The organism is Streptomyces sp. NPDC003035 (assembly GCF_042888285.1).
GTDB lineage: Bacteria > Actinomycetota > Actinomycetes > Streptomycetales > Streptomycetaceae > Streptomyces.
In genome coordinates, this window is sequence record NZ_JBIAPJ010000007.1 from 327960 (window position 1) to 347241 (window position 19282).

Annotated in this window: 21 protein-coding genes and 1 pseudogene; 14 read left to right on the forward strand and 8 right to left on the reverse strand. The window is 71.9% G+C overall.

The genetic code is table 11. From position 1 onward, the window contains the following. Positions 1–3 precede the first annotated feature (3 nt). Both ACFYV5_RS24005 and ACFYV5_RS24010 read left to right on the forward strand, forming a co-directional pair. The gene (locus ACFYV5_RS24005) at positions 4–1455 is read left to right on the forward strand and encodes a GntP family permease (protein WP_389171647.1); all 1452 of its coding nucleotides are present in this window, start codon (positions 4–6) and stop codon (positions 1453–1455) included. 74 nt (positions 1456–1529) lie between these two features. Further along, the gene (locus tag ACFYV5_RS24010; RefSeq protein WP_355112056.1) at positions 1530–2006 is read left to right on the forward strand and encodes an ASCH domain-containing protein; all 477 of its coding nucleotides are present in this window, start codon (positions 1530–1532) and stop codon (positions 2004–2006) included. Between the two features lie 119 nt (positions 2007–2125). Here the strand turns inward: ACFYV5_RS24010 and ACFYV5_RS24015 are convergent, their stop codons facing one another. Both ACFYV5_RS24015 and ACFYV5_RS24020 read right to left on the reverse strand, forming a co-directional pair. Further along, positions 2126–2500, reverse strand: a complete 375-nt coding sequence (locus ACFYV5_RS24015) for a VOC family protein (RefSeq protein ID WP_355116194.1) — start codon at positions 2498–2500, stop codon at positions 2126–2128. A 130-nt stretch (positions 2501–2630) separates the two neighbouring features. Continuing rightward, positions 2631–4286: an FAD-binding dehydrogenase gene (locus ACFYV5_RS24020; RefSeq protein WP_355116196.1), complete on the reverse strand. Its 1656-nt coding sequence runs from the start codon at positions 4284–4286 to the stop codon at positions 2631–2633. 95 nt (positions 4287–4381) lie between these two features. Between ACFYV5_RS24020 and ACFYV5_RS24025 the strand changes: the two are divergent. The 5 genes and pseudogenes from ACFYV5_RS24025 to ACFYV5_RS24045 all read left to right on the forward strand — a co-directional run. Further along, positions 4382–4474: pseudogene (locus ACFYV5_RS24025) on the forward strand (TetR/AcrR family transcriptional regulator); the annotation flags it as partial. Positions 4475–4509: 35 nt separating this feature from the next. Next, on the forward strand, positions 4510–5289 hold the full coding sequence (locus ACFYV5_RS24030; protein WP_389171652.1) for a glucose 1-dehydrogenase: 780 nt from the start codon (positions 4510–4512) through the stop codon (positions 5287–5289). Positions 5290–5311: 22 nt separating this feature from the next. Continuing rightward, positions 5312–5824: an NUDIX hydrolase gene (locus tag ACFYV5_RS24035; protein ID WP_389171655.1), complete on the forward strand. Its 513-nt coding sequence runs from the start codon at positions 5312–5314 to the stop codon at positions 5822–5824. A gap of 9 nt (positions 5825–5833) precedes the next feature. Beyond that, on the forward strand, positions 5834–6229 hold the full coding sequence (locus tag ACFYV5_RS24040) for a YidH family protein (RefSeq protein WP_389171658.1): 396 nt from the start codon (positions 5834–5836) through the stop codon (positions 6227–6229). Positions 6230–6237: 8 nt separating this feature from the next. Continuing rightward, the gene (locus ACFYV5_RS24045; protein ID WP_355116203.1) at positions 6238–6546 is read left to right on the forward strand and encodes a DUF202 domain-containing protein; all 309 of its coding nucleotides are present in this window, start codon (positions 6238–6240) and stop codon (positions 6544–6546) included. 55 nt (positions 6547–6601) lie between these two features. Here ACFYV5_RS24045 and ACFYV5_RS24050 read toward each other — a convergent pair whose 3' ends face one another. Together ACFYV5_RS24050 and ACFYV5_RS24055 are read right to left on the reverse strand one after the other, a co-directional pair. Beyond that, complete coding sequence (locus ACFYV5_RS24050; protein WP_355116205.1) at positions 6602–7540, reverse strand: NADP-dependent oxidoreductase; 939 nt, start codon at positions 7538–7540, stop codon at positions 6602–6604. 82 nt (positions 7541–7622) lie between these two features. After that, entirely contained in the window at positions 7623–8249 is a 627-nt protein-coding gene (locus ACFYV5_RS24055; protein WP_389171663.1) for an NADPH-dependent F420 reductase, read from the reverse strand. Positions 8250–8329: 80 nt separating this feature from the next. Between ACFYV5_RS24055 and ACFYV5_RS24060 the strand changes: the two genes are divergently transcribed. The 3 genes from ACFYV5_RS24060 to ACFYV5_RS24070 all read left to right on the forward strand — a co-directional run bounded on the left by ACFYV5_RS24060 (position 8330) and on the right by ACFYV5_RS24070 (position 10018). Beyond that, a complete protein-coding gene (locus ACFYV5_RS24060) occupies positions 8330–8695 on the forward strand; it encodes a winged helix-turn-helix transcriptional regulator (protein ID WP_389171666.1) in 366 nt (121 codons plus the stop codon). A gap of 38 nt (positions 8696–8733) precedes the next feature. After that, complete coding sequence (locus ACFYV5_RS24065; RefSeq protein ID WP_389171669.1) at positions 8734–9030, forward strand: hypothetical protein; 297 nt, start codon at positions 8734–8736, stop codon at positions 9028–9030. 136 nt (positions 9031–9166) lie between these two features. Further along, entirely contained in the window at positions 9167–10018 is an 852-nt protein-coding gene (locus ACFYV5_RS24070) for an MBL fold metallo-hydrolase (RefSeq protein ID WP_355116210.1), read from the forward strand. 33 nt (positions 10019–10051) lie between these two features. Here ACFYV5_RS24070 and ACFYV5_RS24075 read toward each other — a convergent pair whose 3' ends face one another. After that, positions 10052–11320 (reverse strand): glucarate dehydratase family protein, encoded by a 1269-nt coding sequence (locus tag ACFYV5_RS24075; RefSeq protein ID WP_389171673.1) that lies wholly within the window; start codon positions 11318–11320, stop codon positions 10052–10054. A gap of 153 nt (positions 11321–11473) precedes the next feature. On the opposite strand from ACFYV5_RS24075, the gene ACFYV5_RS24080 reads away from it, so the two are divergent. The 3 genes from ACFYV5_RS24080 to ACFYV5_RS24090 all read left to right on the forward strand — a co-directional run bounded on the left by ACFYV5_RS24080 (position 11474) and on the right by ACFYV5_RS24090 (position 14679). Continuing rightward, positions 11474–12496 (forward strand): phosphotransferase family protein, encoded by a 1023-nt coding sequence (locus tag ACFYV5_RS24080; RefSeq protein ID WP_389171676.1) that lies wholly within the window; start codon positions 11474–11476, stop codon positions 12494–12496. Between the two features lie 6 nt (positions 12497–12502). Then, on the forward strand, positions 12503–13717 hold the full coding sequence (locus ACFYV5_RS24085; protein ID WP_389171679.1) for an acyl-CoA dehydrogenase family protein: 1215 nt from the start codon (positions 12503–12505) through the stop codon (positions 13715–13717). Between the two features lie 221 nt (positions 13718–13938). Beyond that, entirely contained in the window at positions 13939–14679 is a 741-nt protein-coding gene (locus tag ACFYV5_RS24090) for a class I SAM-dependent methyltransferase (RefSeq protein WP_389171682.1), read from the forward strand. 6 nt (positions 14680–14685) lie between these two features. Here ACFYV5_RS24090 and ACFYV5_RS24095 read toward each other — a convergent pair whose 3' ends face one another. Genes ACFYV5_RS24095 through ACFYV5_RS24105 form a run of 3 tightly spaced genes read right to left on the reverse strand, consistent with a single transcriptional unit; the run spans position 14686 to position 17761 of the window. Continuing rightward, positions 14686–15279 carry a TetR/AcrR family transcriptional regulator gene (locus ACFYV5_RS24095; protein ID WP_355116219.1) on the reverse strand — a complete coding sequence of 198 codons (594 nt, stop codon included), beginning with the start codon at positions 15277–15279 and terminating at the stop codon, positions 14686–14688. Between the two features lie 26 nt (positions 15280–15305). Further along, positions 15306–17000: an AMP-binding protein gene (locus ACFYV5_RS24100; RefSeq protein WP_389171685.1), complete on the reverse strand. Its 1695-nt coding sequence runs from the start codon at positions 16998–17000 to the stop codon at positions 15306–15308. Next, entirely contained in the window at positions 16997–17761 is a 765-nt protein-coding gene (locus ACFYV5_RS24105; protein ID WP_355116222.1) for an SDR family oxidoreductase, read from the reverse strand. Before ACFYV5_RS24105 ends, ACFYV5_RS24100 begins: the two co-directional genes overlap by 4 nt. A 175-nt stretch (positions 17762–17936) precedes the next feature. On the opposite strand from ACFYV5_RS24105, the gene ACFYV5_RS24110 reads away from it, so the two are divergent. Next, positions 17937–19187, forward strand: a complete 1251-nt coding sequence (locus tag ACFYV5_RS24110) for a DUF1343 domain-containing protein (RefSeq protein ID WP_355116223.1) — start codon at positions 17937–17939, stop codon at positions 19185–19187. The last annotated feature ends 95 nt before the right edge of the window (positions 19188–19282 follow it).

Sequence of the window (19282 nt, forward strand, 5' to 3'; positions counted from 1 at the left end):
ACCGTGACCAGTCTCAGCGTCGAGATGCTGGCAGCGGACGCCGTCGAGCCGATCACCTCGGCCGGCAACGCCCAGCTCGGCATCGCCGTGCTCGCGGGCATCGCCGTCATCGTCCTGCTCATCACCAAGTTCAAGCTGCACGCCTTTCTGGCCCTGACCATCGGGTCGCTGGCCCTCGGCGCGTTCGCCGGGGCGCCGCTCGCGGCGACCATCGACTCCTTCACGACCGGCCTCGGCAAGACCGTCGCCGGCGTGGGCGTGCTGATCGCGCTCGGCGCCATCCTGGGCAAGCTGCTCGCCGATTCCGGCGGCGCGGACCAGATCGTCGACACGATCCTCGCGAAATGGGGAGGGGCTGGGCCGCAGGCCCTTCCGCAGAAGGGTGGCGGCGGGCGACGGGCGGGCGGGCGGGCGATGCCGTGGGCGATGGTGCTGATCGCCTCCGTCATCGGCCTGCCCCTCTTCTTCGAGGTCGGCATCGTGCTGCTGATCCCGGTGGTCCTGCTCGTCGCCAAGCGCGGCAACTACTCGCTGATGCGGATCGGCGTCCCCGCGCTGGCCGGTCTGTCGGTCATGCACGGACTGGTCCCGCCGCACCCCGGCCCGCTGGTCGCCATCGACGCGCTGGGCGCCAACCTCGGCGTCACGCTCGCGCTGGGTGTCCTGGTCTCCATCCCGACCGTGATCATCGCCGGTCCGCTGTTCTCCCGGTACGCCGCCCGCTGGGTGGACATCCCGGCCCCCGAGAACATGATCCCCCCGCGCCCCTCGGAGGACCTGGAGAGGCGCCCCGGCTTCGGTGCCACGGTCGCGACCGTCCTGCTGCCCGTCGTCCTGATGCTGGTCAAGGCGCTGGTCGACATCGTCGTGGACAACCCGGACAACGGCCTGCAGAAGGTCACCGACGTCATCGGCTCGCCGCTGATCGCCCTTCTCGCGGCCGTGCTCGTGGGCCTGTTCACCCTGGGCCGCGCCGCAGGCTTCACCAAGCAGCGGCTCTCCTCGACCGTCGAGAAGTCCCTCGCCCCGATCGCGGGCGTGCTGATGATCGTCGGCGCCGGCGGCGGCTTCAAGCAGACGCTGATCGACGTCGGCGTGGGCCAGATGATCCTGGACTTCTCCAAGGACTGGTCGATACCGGCCCTGCTGCTCGCCTGGCTGATCGCCGTGGCGATCCGGCTCGCGACGGGCTCGGCGACGGTGGCGACGATCTCGGCGGCCGGCCTGGTGGCCCCGCTCGCCGAGGGCATGGGCACGACCGAGACGGCCCTGCTGGTCCTGGCGATCGGTGCGGGTTCGCTCTTCTTCAGCCATGTGAACGACGTCGGATTCTGGCTGGTGAAGGAGTACTTCGGGATGAACGTCGGCCAGACGATCAAGACCTGGTCGGTGATGGAGACGATCATCTCGGTTGTCGGCATCGTCTTCGTGCTGCTGCTCTCCCTGGTGTTGTAGTCGTACGAACCCTGGTGCTGTAGCCGTACGCAATCGAGCGGCGCGGGCCGGTCGTGGCTGACACACTGTCGGCCATGACCGGCCCTCACGCGCTCAAGCCGTTCCTGCTCGCCTTTCCCGGACCGCTGCGGGACCGACTGGTGGCCGCGGTGCTCTCCGGCGAGAAGACCGCGACGACCGGGCTCTTCGCCGAGTGGGAGGCGGAGAAGGAGGAGCTGCCCGAAGTGGGCGAGCGCTCGGCGCTCATCGACTCCGACGGGCGCGAGGTGGCGGTCGTGGAGGTGACGGAGGTACGGGTCCTGCCGCTGGGCGACGTCGATCTCCAGCACGCGCTCGACGAGGGCGAGGGACACACGTCGGTGGCCGGGTGGCGGGCCGATCACGAGCGTTTCTGGCACAGCGACGAGATGCGCGAGGCGATGGGCGACCCGGCGTTCACGGTCGACGACGCGACGATGGTGGTGGCGGAGCGCTTCCGGGTGGTGGAACTGCTCCCGCCCGCCTCCGAGGAGTCACCGAAGCGGCCGACCGCGGGGCGGGACGCGCCTTAGGGCGTGTTTCGAAAGTCCCTCCCCCAGAGCTTCGCCTGGGGGTGCCCCCAGCCCGCGACGCCTGGCACGCCCTGGGGGTGCGCCCACCGCCCGGGAGCCAGGGCGGCAGCCCGGTGGACTCAGTGCAGGCAGAGGCAGAACGGATGGCCGGCCGGGTCCGCGTAGACCCGCCAGTTGGCCCCCGGGCGGAGCTGGTCCGTCCGCTCCAGCACGGTCGCGCCGAGGGCGAGCGCCCGCTTCTCCTCACCGTCGAGATCGTCCACGTCGAAGTCCAGGTGGAGTTGTTGCGGGCGCTCCTGGCCGGGCCATTCGGGCGGTCGGTAGCCGTCCACCCGCTGGCAGGCCAGCGGTGTCCCCTCGAACCCGTGCACCTCGACCCAGTCGTCATCGTCAGCGTCCGCGACCACCCGTCCGCCGAGCAGTTCCGCGTAGAACCCTGCGAGCCGTACCGGATCGGCGCAGTCCAGGGCGACCGCCTGCAGCTTTCGAATCACTTCTGACACTCCTCGCTCTTCGGCCGCTTCCGCGACATCCGTACGGGAGGGGTCGTACCCGCCGACGCGCCGGGCAAGCCCGGCGGCACGCGGGCTGCTCAACCGCTTTCCCTCGGGGGCGTCTCGCCCCCTAGCCCACGGCCTTCGCCGCCGCCCTGCCCGCCGCGCGGCCCGAGAAGATACAGCCACCGAGGAAGGTGCCTTCCAGCGAGCGGTAGCCGTGGACGCCTCCGCCGCCGAACCCGGCCGCCTCTCCCGCCGCGTACACCCCCTCCAGCACCTCGCCGCCCTCCGTGAGCACCCGCGACGAGAGATCCGTCTCCAGGCCGCCGAGCGACTTCCGGGTGAGGATGTTCAGCCGTACGGCGATCAGCGGACCGGCCTTGGGGTCCAGGATGCGGTGCGGGGAAGCCGTACGGATCAGTTTGTCGCCCAGGTACGTGCGGGCGCCCCGGATCGCCGTGATCTGGAGGTCCTTGGTGAAGGGGTTGGCGATCTCGCGGTCCCGGGCGGTGATCTCGCGGCGCAGCTCCGCCTCGTCGATCAGCGGCTCGTCGGTCAGTGCGTTCATGCCCCGGACGAGGGCCGGCAGGTCCTTCTCCACGACGAAGTCGACGCCGTGGTCCATGAACGCCTTCACGGGGCCCGGCACGTCCGCGCGGGCCCGGCCGATGACGTCCCGGATCGATTTGCCGGTGAGGTCGGGGTTCTGTTCGGACCCCGAGAGGGCGAACTCCTTGCCGATGATGCGCTGGTCGAGCACGAACCAGGTGTGGTCGTACCCGGTGCGCATGATGTGTTCGAGCGTGCCGAGGGTGTCGAAGCCGGGGAAGAGGGGGACGGGCAGTCGGCGGCCGCGGGCGTCCAGCCAGAGCGAGGACGGGCCGGGCAGGATACGGATGCCGTGCCTGGCCCAGATCGGGTTCCAGTTCTCGATGCCCTCGGTGTAGTGCCACATCCGGTCGCGGTTGATGTGGTGGGCCCCCGCCTCCTCCGTGATGCCGAGCATCAGTCCGTCCACATGGGCGGGAACGCCGGAGAGCAGCTTCGCGGGCGGGGTGCCGAGCCGGTCGGGCCATTGCGCGCGCACGAGATCGTGGTTGCCGCCGATGCCGCCCGAGGTGACGATCACCGCCTGGGCCCGGAGTGCGAAGGAGCCGGTGACCTCCCGGCTGCTCGCCTGCCCGCGCTCGATCCCGGACGGTTCCAGGATCTCCCCGGTCACCGTGTCCACGGCGCCCGCCGTGCGACCGAGGCCGGTGACCCGGTGGCGGAAGCGGAAGGTGACGAGGCCCCGGGCGACCCCTTCGCGGACCCGCCGCTCGAAGGGGGCGACGAGGCCCGGGCCGGTGCCCCAGGTGATGTGGAAGCGGGGCACCGAGTTCCCGTGCCCGTTCGCGTCGTAACCGCCGCGCTCGGCCCAGCCGACGACCGGGAAGAAGCGCACCCCGCGCGCGTGCAGCCAGCTGCGCTTCTCGCCCGCCGCGAAGTCGACGTACGCCTCGGCCCAGCGCCGCGGCCAGTGGTCCTCCTTGCGGTCGAACCCGGCGGTGCCGAGCCAGTCCTGGAGGGCGAGCTCGTGGCTGTCCTTGATCCGCATCCTGCGCTGTTCGGGCGAGTCCACGAGGAAGAGGCCGCCGAAGGACCAGTGGGCCTGGCCGCCGAGGGACTGCTCCGGCTCCTGGTCGAGCAGGATCACGCGCCGGCCCGCGTCCACGAGTTCGGCGGTGGCGACGAGCCCGGCGAGGCCGGCTCCGATCACGATCACATCAGCGTCGTACGACATGGACGCATCTTGGATACACCGATGTATCGAGTCAACAGTCCGGACGATCTCCGCGCACCTCTCCCGTTTTCTCATGCCGGGCATAACGTGGCTCCATGGCGAGGACATCGGGGCCCGCGACCCGGGACAGACCGATCCGCGCGGCGGAGGAGGTCTTCGCCGCCCAGGGCGTCGACGGTGCCCGGCTGCACGCCCCGCCGCCCACCCTCCGAAGGGACCTTTCATGAACGACCTCACCGGGAACGTCCTCACCGGCAAGACCGTCCTGATCACCGGAGGCGCCCGCGGGCTGGGCGCCGAGGCCGCGCGGCAGGCCGTCGCCGCCGGGGCGAACGTCGTGATCACCGACGTACTGGACGACGAGGGCGGGGCGACCGCCGCCGAGCTGGGCGAACGGGCGCGCTTCCACCACCACGACGTCACCTCCGAGGAGGGGTGGGCGGCCGCTGTGACGTACGCCGTCGCGGAGTTCGGCGGTCTGCACGGGCTCGTGAACAACGCCGGCATAGCCTCCGGCGCCTTCCTGGAGAGCGAGTCCGTCGAGAACTTCCGCAGGGTGCTCGACATCAACCTGACCGGTGTCTTCATCGGCATGAAGACCGCGATCCCGGCGATGAAGGAGGCGGGCGGCGGGGCGATCGTCAACATCTCCTCGGCGGCCGGTCTGATGGGGCTCGCGCTGACCGCGGGCTACGGCGCCTCCAAGTGGGGCGTGCGCGGGCTGACGAAGATCGGCGCGGTGGAGCTGGGCACGGCGGGGATCCGCGTCAACTCCGTCCATCCCGGCATGACGTACACCCCGATGACCGCCCCCGTCGGCATCGAGCGCGGGGAGGGCAAGTACCCGAACACGCCGATGGGCCGGGTCGGCGAGGCGCCCGAGATCGCGGGCGCCGTCGTCTTCCTGCTGTCCGACGCGGCCTCGTACGTGACGGGCGCGGAGCTGGCCGTGGACGGCGGCTGGACGGCCGGGCCGACGGTCACGTACGTCATGGGCCGGTGATGGTCGGTGATGTGATGGGGGCATGAACCCTGCCGAAGAGCTCCTGGACGTCGTCGACGAGCACGACGAGGTCGTCGGACGGGCCCCGCGCGCCGAGGTGTACGCGCGGGGCCTGATCCACCGCTGCGCGTTCATCCAGGTACGGGACGCCGAGGACCGGATCTTCGTGCACCGGCGCACCCCCACCAAGCTGGTCTACCCGTCGCTGTACGACATGTTCGTGGGCGGTGTGGTCGGCGCGGGCGAGTCGTACGACGACGCCGCCCTGCGCGAGGCCGAGGAGGAGCTGGGGGTCCGCGGACTGCCGCGTCCCGAGCCCCTGTTCCGCTTCCTGTACGACTCCGGGGGCGTCGCCGGGAAGTGGTGGTCGGCCGTCTACGAGGTGCGCTGCGAGCTGACGGTGAACCCGCAGGCGGAGGAGGTCGCCTGGCACGCGTTCCTGCCCGAGGAGGACCTGGTGTCCCGGCTCGGGACGTGGGAATGGGTTCCGGACGGCCTGGCCGCCTACGAACACCTGCGCGCGCACCGCGGTTAAGGTGCCCGGGTGAGTGACTTCGTACAGAGCCTGCGGCTGTGGTTCGCGCCGCAGCGGATCCGGGACGAGGGCGAGACTCCGGACTACCGGTTCTCGCTCGCCAACGAGCGGACCTTCCTCGCCTGGATCCGGACCGCGCTGGCGCTCGTCGGCGGCGGTTTCGCCGTCGACCAGTTCCTGCCGGATCTGCGCTGGGGGGTACGGGTCGGGCTCGCGCTGGCGTTGCTCGGCGCGGGCGGGCTGTGCGCGCTGCGGGCGGTGAACCACTGGGTGCGGTGCGAGCGGGCGATGCGGCGTGGCGAGGACCTGCCGGTGTCACGGTTCCCGACGGTGCTGAGTCTCGCGGTGGCGGTGGTGGCGCTGGCGATGGTGGTGGTCATCGTCTTCGGCTGGGCCGGGCGGTGACGCAGGCGGTGACGCCGGCCCGGGATCCGGGGCTCCAGCCGGAGCGGACGCGGCTCGCCTGGCGGCGTACGACGCTGGCGTGCACGGTCGTGGCCGTGCTGGCCGCGAAGTCGGCGGTCCGCGACGAGGTCACGGCGGCGGGGATCGCGGGCGCCGCGCTGACGGCGCTGGTGTGGGTGGCGTTCCTGGCCGTCGCCCACCGCCGGATCCACGCCCTGGACGCGGCGCGGCCGGGGCCGCTCTCGCCGCGGGGCGTCCTGCTCGCGACGGCCTGCACGGTGGCACTGGCGGCGCTGGCGGTCGCGGTGGTGCTCTGACGGGTCGGACGGCGGCGGTGCGCCTACCGGGTGGCCCCGGTGGTGTTCCGACGCATCAGTCGGGCCATTCCACCGTGACCACGACCTTGCCGTTCAGGCCGCCCTCGGCGTTCGCGCGTTGGGCGTCGGCCGCCTGGTCCAGGGGGAAGGTCCGGGCGACCCGTACGGTCAGCACGCCTTCCTCGACGAGGCCGGCGAGCGCGGCCAGGTCCTGGGGGTCGGGGCGGACCCAGAAGTAGCGGCCGCCGAGGCTGATGACCTCGCCGTCGGCGATCGACGTGAGGCGGCCCCCGGGGGCCAGCACATCCGCCGTGATCTTGAGGAACGGGCCGCCGATGGTGTCGAACGCCGCGTCCACGCCGTCCGGCGCCAGCTCGCGGACCTGCTCGGCGAAGGTGCCCTCGTCGTACAGGACCGGCTCGGCGCCCAGCTCCCTGATCCGCTCCAGGCCCGCCTCCCGCGCCGCGCCGATCACCCGGCAGCCGAGGTGGCGGGCGATCTGGACGGCCATGGAACCGACCCCGCCGGCCGCCGCGTGCACCAGGACCGTCTCGCCGGAACGGACCGCGAGGGCCTGGTGGAGCACCTGATAGGCGGTCAGTCCGGCCAGCGGAAGCGCGGCGGACTCCTCGAAGCCCATGGTGCGCGGCTTGCGGGCGAGGGTGCGTACGGGGGCGGCGACGTACTCGGCGAAGGTGCCACGGCAGAGGAAGTCCTCGCGGACGTATCCCATGACCTCGTCGCCGACGGTGAACTCGGTGACGGACACGCCGGGCTGGACGACCACCCCGGAGACGTCCCAGCCGGGCACGACGGGGAAGACGGCGTCCATCATCCCGTCGAGGTGGCCGGCCTGGGCCTTCCGGTCGACCGGGTTCACAGCGGCCGCCCGAACCTTCACGAGGACGTCGTCGGGACCGACCTTCGGGTCGGGCCGCTCGCCGTACTCGAGCACCTCGGGTCCGCCGTACCGGCTGTAGCTGATCGCCTTCATACCCCGAACGATCACGGTGGCCCCCGCGCCCCGCAAGCCGGACTCCCCCGGCAGAGCGGTCCGGAAGCGGCGGGGCGTCCGGTCAGCCGCCCAGCGCCGCGGGCGGCGGCAGCATGAGCCGCGGGTCGTGGCCGGAGTGCCAGAGGCCGATGAGGAAGGCGGTGGCGGCCTCCAGCAGGTCGGCGCGGGCGAGCGGGCCGACGACCAGCGGGGCGCAGCCCATGTCCTTCGCCAACGTGGCGACGAGGGCCAGGGCCTCCTCGTCGTCTCCGCAGAGCGGGACGGTGAGGGGCCCGTCCGCGAAGACCGGCGGGGTGCGGCTCCACACGGCGGGCGTGACATGGTTGAACGCCTTCACGACCCGGGCGCCGGTGGCGGCCGCGATGCGGCGGGCCGCTCCGGGGCCTTCGCCGGTGGTGAGGACGAGGCCGGGCCCGATGGCGTTGGTGCAGTCGATGAGGACCCGGCCGCGCAGCTCCCCCACTTCGGCGAGTACGCCGGACACGGCGTCGTACGGGAGGGCCAGCAAGGCCGCGTCCCCGAAGTGGGCCGCCTCGTGGAGGGTGCCCGGGCGGGCGCCGATCCGCTCGGCGAGCGCCCGGGCCCGCTCGGGGGCCCTGCCGCCGACGAGGATCTCGTGGCCGGCCCGGGACCATGGGCCGCCGAGTGCCTCGGCCATGTTTCCGGTGCCGAGAATTCCGATGCGCATGCGCGCCTCCTTGTGGTCGTCTGGAGTGACGTGAACGACGCTAGAGAGGACCTCGGTTACCGAATGGTGCGTGACCTCCGATGACGGACCGTCTGCTCGCCGACTGCCGCGCGCGGCTGGGTTTCGACCTGTTGGCGAACACCTGGAACGGGGTGGTGCTGTACGCCCTCGCCGAGGGGCCGCGCCGCCCCCGCGAACTGCGCGCCGGGATCGGCGGGATCAGCTCGAAGGTGCTCACCGAGACGCTGCGCCGGCTGGAGGGGTACGCCCTGGTCGAGCGGCGGACGTTCGCCGAGTCGCCGCCCCGTGTGGAGTACGCCCTGACCGAGCTCGGCCGCACGCTCGTCGGGCCGATCGAGGCGCTCGGGCGGTGGTCCGCGGAGTACGGGGACGCGTTCGCCGACGCACAGGGGTGGAACGCGGACGAGACAGGCATTTCGGACTAGCCTGAGATGGTCCCCACTCCCCTCACAGAGGCGATGTCATGACCGTTCTGCACCACGAGCACCCCACCCACGCGCACAGCCACGGCCCCTCGTGCGGGCACACCGCCGTCGTCCACCGGGACCATGTCGACTACGCCCACGACGGGCACCTGCACCGCGAGCACGCCGGACACTGGGACGAGTGCGAGCCCACGGCCCATGTCCAGCACACCCACCCCGACCACACGCACGGGCCGGACTGCGGACACACCGCCGTCACGCACGGCGACCACGTCGACTACGCGCACGACGGGCACCGGCACGCGGCGCACGGCAACCACTGGGACGACCACTGATCCCACGATCGCCGGATTCCCCCGGGCCGGCCCCGCTGGCAGGCGAGCGTCACGCGTTCTCCGTTTGACGACAGCCCCCCACGGGACTGCACTGGATTCATGGACGCTGCGAGACTCCGTCCTAGGGAGAGCGGCGATGACAACCACGGAACAGTTCGACCTTCTGCAGCCGCACAAGATCGCCGAGGAGACCTTCGTCATACCGTGGGCCCTCGAGGCCCCGCCGGTCGGTCACTTCCCGATGAACTCGATGGTGATCCGGGGAGCCGAACCGGTTCTCGTGGACACCGGGGCGCCCGCGGTGCGCTCCCAGTGGCTGGAGGCGGCCTGGTCCGTGGTGGATCCCCTGGACGTACGGTGGATCTTCCTCACCCACGACGACCGCGACCATGCCGGCAACCTGTTGGCGGTCCTCGCCGCGTGCCCCAACGCGACCCTGCTGACGACCTGGTTCTCCATCGGCCGCATGGCCGAGGAGTGGGAGACCCCCATCAACCGGTGCCGCTTCATGACCGACGGCGACACGATCGACGCGGGCGACCGCACCCTGGTCGCCAAGCGACCGCCCCTGTTCGACAACCCCACGACCCGCGCGCTCTTCGACTCGAAGACCCACGTCCTCTGGGCCGTCGACACCTTCGCCACGAACGTGCCGACCCCCATGCCCGAAACGGCAGCGCTGTCGCCGGACGATTTCCGCGACGGCCAGTTCTTCGGCGGACGCCTGGTCTCTCCGTGGGTCGCCCTGCTGGACGCCCAGAAGTTCGGGACGGTGGTCACCGACTTCCAGCACCTGGACGCCGAGGTCATCGCCGGCTGCCACTGCCCGGTCCTCCGCGGCCCCCGGATCCCCGAGGCCTACGACATCCTCCGGCAGCTCCCCGACGTGCCCCCGTGGACAGAGTTCACCCAGGCCGATCTGGACCAGTGGATGGCGGTCGCCGAGAGCTCGGTCCCGCCGGAGCAGCCGCGCCCCTCCGGGACCTGAGGGGCACTACCGCGCGCCAGGCACCGCGTCGGATCATGCCTCGCCGTGGAATCGCCGGTATCTGCGCATCGCCGCCGCGTCGTCGCGGTCGCGCAGCGTGCCGTCGTCCCCCAGCCAGCGGCGGTGCAGCTCCGCCAGGCGGTCGCGGTCCAGTTCGATGCCGAGGCCCGGGGAGTCGGAGACGGTGAGCCGACCGGCCCGGAAGTCGGGGCGGGTGGTGACGACGTCCTCGGTCTGCCAGGGGTAGTGGGTGTCGCAGGCGTGGTCGAGGTCGGGCAGGGTCGCGGCGACATGGGTCATGGCGGCCAGGCTGATGCCGAGGTGGGTGTTGGAGTGCATGGAGAGCCCGACGCCGTACGTGCGGCAGATCGCGGCCAGGGCGCGGGTGCGGTGCAGACCGCCCCAGTAGTGGTGGTCGCAGAGCACGATGCGTACCGCGTCACGGGCGAAGGCCTCCGGGACCTCCTCGAAGGTCGTGACGCACATGTTCGTCGCGAGCGGCACGTCCGTGCGGGCGGCGACCTCGGCCATGGCGTCCGTGCCGGTGACCGGGTCCTCCAGATACTCCAGGACGTCCTTCAGCTCCCGCGCGACCGTCAGCGCGGTCTCCACGGACCAGGCGCCGTTGGGGTCGAGGCGGAGCGGCCGGCCGGGGAACTCCTCGGCCAGGGCGCGGATGGCGGCGATCTCCTGCTCGGGCGGGAAGACGCCGCCCTTGAGCTTGAAGGAGCGGAAGCCGTACGTCCGGTCGAAGCGGCGGGCCTGTTCGACGATCCCCGCCGGGTCGAGGGCGGCTCCCCAGTCGTCCGTCCCGCCGTCCGTCCCGGCGAACTTGTAGAAGAGGTACGCGCTGTACTCGACGGAGTCGCGGACCTTGCCGCCGAGCAGGGCGTGCACAGGCAGGCCGAGGGCCTTGCCGAGGGCGTCCAGGCAGGCGACCTCGAAGGCCGAGACGACGGAGAGGCGCAGCTTGTCGGCGGTCTGCACCCCGCGCAGCCCGCCCGCGTCGACCCGCTCGTCGACGGCCCGTGAGTCGCCGCACACCTGCGCGGCGAGCAAGAAGAGGCCGTTCACGTCCGTGACCGAGCGGCCGGGCAGCGCGTCGGCCAGCGGTCGGGCGAGCTCCAGGTACGTCGTGTCGCCGTAGGTCTCACCGATGCCGGTGACTCCGCTCCGGGTGACCACTTCGACCACGAGCCGGGGCGTCGCGGACTGGTGGACGCCCTGGGTGTTGAGCAGCGGAGGGTCGGAGATCAGGATCGGGGTCAGCCGGACTTCCTCGACGATCAGCTCGGGATTCATATGTGAACCATATTCAGCCGGAGGACCTTCGGCCAGACCGGTGACACCGCTTTCCCTCCCTGACCCGCGCCTGACCCGTTCCCGACTCTGGACGACATACCGACTGGTCGGTCATCATGAACGCCGACCAGCCACCTACTGGAGGTACGCACGATGAGTTCAGCACCGCCGCCGGGTCTCGACCCCGAGCAGTTGCGCGGATTCCTCGACCGCGAGCGGCCGGGACTCGTGTGCGGCCCGCTCGACGCCCGGATCGTCGAGGGCGGCCGGTCCAACCTCACGTACGTCGTCACCGACGGCACCGGCCAGTGGGTCGTCCGCAGGCCTCCGCTCGGCCACGTCCTGGCCACCGCGCACGACATGAAGCGCGAGCACCGCGTGATCAGCGCCCTGCACGGCACGGCGGTGCCCGTCCCCGGGACCGTGCTGCTCTGCGAGGACGACAGCGTGCTCGGAGCGCCGTTCTACGTCATGGAGTTCGTCGCCGGCACCCCGTACCGCTCGGCCGAGCAGCTCGCCCCGCTCGGCCCCGAGCGCACCCGCGAGGCCGTCCTCGGGCTGGTCGACACCCTCGTCGAGCTGCACGCCGTCGACCCGGCGGAGGTCGGCCTGGGCGACTTCGGGCGCCCCGACGGCTTCCTCGACCGGCAGCTGCGCCGCTGGGGCAAGCAGCTCGACGCCTCCCGCAATCGCGATCTCGCGGGCATCGACGAGCTGCACGCCGCCCTCGGCCGCGCGCTCCCCGCCTCCCCCACCCCGACGGTCGTCCACGGCGACTACCGCCTGGACAACGTCCTGATCGGCGAGGACGACCGCATCAAGGCCGTCCTCGACTGGGAGATGTCCACCCTCGGCGACCCGCTGACCGACCTCGGTCTGCTCGCGATGTACAGCGCGCGGCTGGACCTCCCGCACTCCCCCGTCAGCACGACCGCCGCGGCCGCCGGGCATCCGACGCCCGCCGAGCTGATCGAGCGCTACGCGGCCCGCTCGGGCCGCGACACCTCCGCCCTCTCCTGGTACACGGCCTTCGCCTGGTTCAAGCTCGCCGTGATCCTGGAGGGCATCCACTACCGGTACACCCTCGGCCAGACCGTCGGCGCCGGCTTCGACCGCATCGGCGAACTCGTCCCCGTCTTCATCGAGCACGGCCTCACCACCCTCCAGGAAGGCTGATCCGCCATGGACTTCGCATTCGACGCACGCACCGAGGAGCTGCGGACGAAGCTGCTCGCCTTCATGGACGAGCACGTGTACCCGGCCGAGCAGGTCGCCCATGAGCAGCGGGCGTTGCTCGCCTCGCCCTGGGACACCCCCCAGGTCGTCGAGGACCTCAAGGCGGAGGCCCGCCGCCAGGGGCTCTGGAATCTCTTCCTGCCCGACGCCGAGCACGGCGCGGGGCTGACCAACCTCCAGTACGCGCCGCTGGCCGAGATCACCGGCCGCAGCCCGCAGTTGGCCCCCACGGCCCTCAACTGCGCGGCCCCCGACACCGGGAACATGGAGGTGCTCGCCCAGTTCGGCGACGAGGCGCAGAAGAAGCAGTGGCTGGAGCCGCTGCTCGCCGGCGAGATCCGCTCGGCGTTCGCGATGACCGAGCCCGAGGTGGCCTCCTCCGACGCCACGAACATCGAGACCCGGATCGCGCGCGACGGCGACGAGTACGTCATCAACGGCCGCAAGTGGTACATCTCCGGGGCGATGAACCCCGACTGCGCGATCTTCATCGTGATGGGCAAGACCGACCCGGACGGCGCCGACGTGCGCCGCCAGCAGTCGATGATCCTCGTCCCGCGCGACACCCCCGGTGTCGAGGTGCGGCGAGCGATGCAGGTGTACGGGTACGAGGACCACTCCCACGGCGGCCACGCCGAGGTGCTCTTCCACGACGTCCGCGTCCCGGCCTCGAATCTGATCGGCGAGGAGGGCGGCGGCTTCGCCATCGCTCAGGCCCGCCTGGGACCGGGCCGGATCCACCACTGCATGCGGCTGATCGGCATGGCCGAGCGGGCGATCGAGCTGATGTGCCGCCGCGCCGTGTCCCGTACCGCCTTCGGCAAGGCGATCGCGCAGCAGGGCGTGGTGCAGAACTGGATCGCCGACGCCCGGGTGACGGTGGAGCAGCTGCGGCTGCTGGTCCTCAAGACCGCCTGGCTGATGGACACGGCCGGCAACCGGGGCGCGCACACGGAGATCCAGGCCATCAAGATCGCGACGCCGCGCGCGGTGGTCGACATCATCGACAAGGCGGTCCAGGTGCACGGCGCGGGCGGGGTGTCGCAGGACTTCCCGTTGGCCGAACTGTGGGCCGCCGCGCGGACGCTGAAGCTGGCGGACGGCCCGGACGAGGTGCACCAGCGGTCGCTGGCCCGGCGGGAGCTGAAGAAGTACCTGTAGCCGAGCGCCAGGCCCCTGGATGCGCGGCCGGCCCCGACCAGGGGCCGGCCGCGCATCCGTACGCCCGCCCGTACACGAGACCAAGACGCTGTCCGCATCTTCGTGGCTTCGACCCATACGACGGTCCGTCGGAGTCCGTAGAGACTGCCGAAGAGAAGCCGCGGCCCCCTTGGGGACGGAGGGGGCTGCGGCCACGACCGAGTACAGGGGAGGACGACGCGATGAGCGTGCAGCAGTACGACGAGATCGGTGAGGCGTACGAGGGGTTCAAGGCTCTGCCGTTGGAGCAGTACGCGGTGGTGCCCAGCTTCCTGGCCCTGGTCGGGGACGTACGCGGCAAGTCGATCCTCGACCTGGCCTCCGGCACCGGCTTCTACAGCAGGGAGTTCAAGCGGCGCGGCGCCACGGAGGTGCTCGGGATCGACATCTCCGGTGAGATGGTCGCCGTCGCACAGCAGCTGGAGAAGAACCATCCGCTGGGGGTGCGCTACGAGGTGGGCGATGTGTCCGAACTGCGGCCGCTGGAGCAGCAGTTCGACATCGGCTTGGCGGTCCAGCTGCTCGGCTACGCGCCGGACGTCGCCACCACGGAGCGGATGTGCCGCAACGCGCGCCGGAGCCTGAAGCCCGGCGCCGAGTTCTTCGTGCTCAACCAGTCGCCCGACTTCCGCTTCGACGGGCCGACCCCGGAGAGGTACGGCTTCCGGAGCGAGCTCACCGGCGAGGAGGCCGAGACCGGACCGCAGGTCCGGATCACGGCGCTGCTCGACCCGCCGGTCTCGTTCGTCGCCAACCGGCCGCGCCGCGAGGTGTACGAGAACTGTCTGCGGGCGGCCGGCTTCCGGGACCTGACCTGGGTCCCGCTGACGGTGTCGGAGGCCGGTGTGGACACGTTCGGCGCGGACTTCTGGGCGGACTTCCGGGCCAACCCTCCGCTGGAGATGCTGCGCTGCCGCGCCTGACACCCCCTAGGGCCGCAGCGCCCTGAGCAGCAGGTCGGCGAGTTGGTCGGCGACCTGCTGCGGGGTGAGCGGGCCGTCCGGGCGGTACCAGGTGGACAGGTGGTGGACCGAGCCGAAGTGGTAGTCCACGACCAGGTCGGCGGGGGTCGCCGCGGAGAACACCCCGGCCTGCTGGCCCTCCTCGATCAGCGCCCGGAACCGCTCGTGGTAGCGCCGCCGCTCGGCGCGGACCTGCTTGTTCTTCTCCGGGCTGAGGTGGTGCATCGAGCGGAAGAAGATCGAGGCGTCGTCGAGGTTCTCGATCGTGGTGACCACGACGTCGGCGGCGGCGTCGCGCAGCCGCCGCTCGACCGGGGCGTCGGCGTCCGCGAAGGCGTCGAGCCGCTCCTGCTGAAGCCGCAGCACCCGGGAGTAGACCTCCTGGAGGAGGTCCTCCTTGGAGCCGAAGTAGTGGTAGAGCGCACCCTTGGTGACGCCCGCCGCCTCCACGATCTCCTGGACGGAGGTGCGGTCGTAGCCACGCTCCGCGAAGAGCCGGGTGGCGGCGGCCAGCAGCCTCTGGGGGACGGGTGTACCGCTCCCGTCCGTCGTCCTGGCCATGCGCCGCCGCCTTTCACTCGTGATCGTCATTGCCGGGGGGAACGCAGTTCCCGCCTCAGGATCTTCCCACTAGTCGTCTTGGGCAGCTCCGCCAGGATCTCGACCTCGCGCGGGTACTTGTACGCGGCGAGCCGCTGCTCGCAGTACGCGGAGAGCTCGACGGGCTCGACGACGGCGCCCGGGCGCAGGCTGACGTACGCCTTGACCGTCTCTCCCCGGTAGGAGTCCGGGACGCCGACGACGGCGGCCTCGCGGACGGCCGGGTGGGTGTAGAGCACGTCCTCGACCTCGCGCGGCCAGACCTTGAAGCCGGAGGCGTTGATCATGTCCTTCTTGCGGTCGACGACGTAGAGCCAGCCGTCCGCGTCCATGAAACCGATGTCGCCGGTGCGCAGCTCTCCGTCGGGGAACGTCTGCTCGGTGGCCTCCGGGAGCCGCCAGTAGCCGGGGACGACCTGCGGGCCGCGCACCGCGATCTCGCCCGGCTCGCCGAAGGGCACCTCGGCGCCGGTCTCGTCGAGGATGCGGACGAGCGTGTCGGGTCCGGGGACACCGACCGAGAGGGTGCCCGAGGCGGGATCCACCGGCGCCTCCTTCTCGGGCGGCACCGCGGCGCAGGGGGCGGTGCACTCGGTGAGGCCGTAGCCGTTGCGGATGTACGGGCCGAAGCCGGCACGGAACTTCTCCACCAGGGCGGGGGGCACCGGCGCGCCGCCCGAGGAGATGACCAGGAACGAGGAGAAGTGGTCACGGGTCGCCCCCGGGTGGGCGGCGAGCGCCATGAAGGCGGTGGAGGGGCCGACCGTGTACGCGGGGCGGTGTTCGAGGAAGGCGTCGAGGACGACGCCGGCGTCGAAGCGGTAGGCGAGGACGAGGGTGCCGGCGTTGCCGAAGCAGGCGGCGAGCTCGCAGACCAGGCCGGTGATGTGGAAGAGCGGGGCGAGCGCGAAGTAGCCGGCTCCCTCGGGGACGGGGTGCCCGGTGCGCTGGCGCTCGGCGTTGTAGCTGATGCCCCGGTGGAGGTTGAGGGCGCCCTTGGGGGTGCCGCTGGTGCCGGAGGTGTAGCTGATCAGGGCGACGTCGTCGGCGGCGGGCGTACGGTCGGCGGGGACGGGGTGCCCGGCGCGGGCGACCGTGAGCAGGTCGTCGGTCTCGGTCTCGACGCTCCCCCAGCCTTCGGCCGGGGGGACCCCCATCTCGCTTCGCTCGCCGAGCACCCGGGGGTCGTCGCGGGTCTGCAGGTCGCGTTCGCAGGCCGTGATCGCGATCCGTACGCCCGAGTCGGCGGCGGTGTCGCGCAGGTACGCCTCCCAGGCCCGGTCGGAGCAGATCAGCGCGGCGGCGCCGGAGTCCCGCAGGGCGTGCCCGACCTCGCCCGACTTGTACATCGGGTTGAGCGGGACGACGGTCGCGCCCGCCTTCCAGGCGCCCAGCAGGGCGAGGACGAAGTGCGGGCTGTTCTGGAGCATGATCGCTACCCGGTCGCCCCGGCGCAGCCCGCGCGCGGCGAGGTGTCCGGCGACCGAGTCGGAGAGGGCGTCGGTCTCGCGGTAGGTCAGGCGGCCGTCGAAGTAGGCGAGGGCCGGGTGCTCGGGTGCCCGGGCGGCGGCGGCCCGGAAGGCGTGCAGCACGGTGGCGGGCGGGGTGATGGGCCCCCGCTGGGTCTCGGTGAGCTGGGCGAGCCAGGGCTTGGCCGCGTAGACCGACTCGGTCGGGGTCATGCGCCGGCTCCTTCCCACTTCCGCTGGATGTGGTTCATGTTGCCGAGCCAGCGCTCGGGGTCGGTCGCCCGCGCCTGGTAGTACGCGGCGACCTCGGGGTGCGGCAGGACCAGGAAGCGGTCGGCCTCGATGGCGTCGAAGAGGGAGTCGGCGACATCCTCGGGCTCGATGGCGGTGGGGGCGAGGACCAGGTCGCCGGCCGATCCGGCGGCGGTGAGCATGTCCGTACGCACGCCCTGCGGGCAGATCGCGTGGACCTTGACCCCGCGGTGGCGGTAGGTGAGGGAGAGCCATTCGGCGAAGGCGTACGCGCCGTGCTTGGAGACGCTGTAGGGAGCGGCGCCGACCATGGTGAGGAGTCCTGCGGCGGAGACCGTTGAGACGAAGCGGCCGGTGCCGCGCTCCAGCCAGTCCGGCAGCAGGGCGCGGGCCGCGCGGACGTGGGCCATGACGTTGACGTCCCAGGCGGCGGCCCAGACGGCCTCGTCGGCGAAGGCGTCGCCGGGCGAGGCGAGTCCGGCGTTGGCGCACCAGACGTCAACGGTGCCGCCGAGGGCCTCGCGGGCCTCCTCGACGATCGCGGAGGCGTCTCCGGCCACGGCGGTGGCGCCGATCTCCTCGGCGACCGCCTTGGTGCGGGCGGGGTCGAGGTCGTTGACGACGACCCGGGCGCCCTCGGCGGCGAACCGACGGGCCAGCGCGGCTCCGATTCCGCCCCCCGCCCCCGTGACGACCACTCCAGCACCCTGCACCGTACTCATCGGGACCCGCCTCTCCGTTACGACAGTCCCAGCAGACTAACCAGTCGGTATGTGACAGCGGAAGACCTCTGGAACGACCTCCGCCCCGGCGTCCGCGCACGCCTCGTTCCCTGGGGCCGTCAGGAGCGCTAGCGTGCGTGCCCATGTCAGGGAAGGCGATCAAGGAGGTTTCCGTATGAGCCTGTCCGGACTGTCCCGACGCAGCCTGCTCGCCGCGGGCGGCGCGGTCGGCCTGGGGGCCGCGGCGGCGCCCGTGGCCGTGGCGCACGACGGCGGCCGCCGGGTCCGCACCGGCTTCGAGCGGCTGGCCGCCGGCGGGTACGCCCCGCTCGCCGGACAGCGGGTCGGCGTCGTCACCAACCCCACCGGGATCGCCTCCGACGTCCGCCACATCGTCGACGTCATGCACGCCGACGACCGGGTCGACCTGGTGGCCGTCTTCGGCCCCGAGCACGGCTTCCGGGGCACGGCGCAGGCGGGCGGCTCCGAGGGCCGCTACGACGACCCCGCGACCGGGCTCCCCGTCTACGACACGTACCTCAAGAGCGGGCAGCCGCTCGCGGACGTCTTCACCGCCTCGGGCGTGGACACCGTCGTCTTCGACATCCAGGACGTGGGCGCGCGCTTCTACACGTACATCTGGACGCTCTACGACTGCATGGCGGCGGCCGCGCTGGCGGGGAAACGGTTCGTCGTCCTGGACCGGCCGAATCCGGTCACCGGGCGGGCGGCGCTCGGCCCGGTCCTCGACCGTGCCTTCGCGACCTTCGTGGGGCGCGAGCCGATCGCGCAGGCGCACGGGATGACGGTGTCGGAGCTGGCCCGGCTGTTCAACGGGGAGTTCCTGGCGCGGCCGGTGGAGCTGGAGACCGTACAGATGTCGGGGTGGAAGCGGCGGGACTTCTTCGACGCCACCGGGCTGCCGTGGGTGCCGCCGAGCCCCAACATGCCCACGCCCGAGACCGCGCTCGTCTACTCCGGCACGTGTCTCTTCGAGGGCACCAACCTCTCCGAGGGGCGCGGCACCACCCGCCCCTTCGAGCTGCTCGGCGCGGAGGGGATCGACCGGGGGTGGGCGGAGGCGGCGAACGCCCTGGAGCTGCCCGGGGTGCGGTTCCGCGAGGCGTACTTCGCCCCGACCTTCTCCAAGTTCCAGGGGAAGACGATCGGCGGCGTGCAGGTGCAGGTGCACGACCGGGCGGCCTTCGACCCCGTACGCACCGGGATCGGCCTGCTGATCAGCGCCAGGCGCTCGTGGAGCGGCTTCGCCTGGCGCCAGGACCGCTGGATCGACAAGCTGACGGGCTCGACGCGGGTACGGACCCTGATCGACGCGGGCGCGGACACGGACGAGGTGGTGGGTGCGTGGAGCGCCGACCTGGCCGCGTTCCGTGCCGTACGGGAGGGGTACCTGCTCTACCGGTGACGGTGGGCCCCCGGGAAGGAATCGGGAGGGCGCCGGGGGCAAACCCCCGCATGATCAGGGGTGTTGGCATGGTGGTCGCGGCGGCCCGTCCGTCG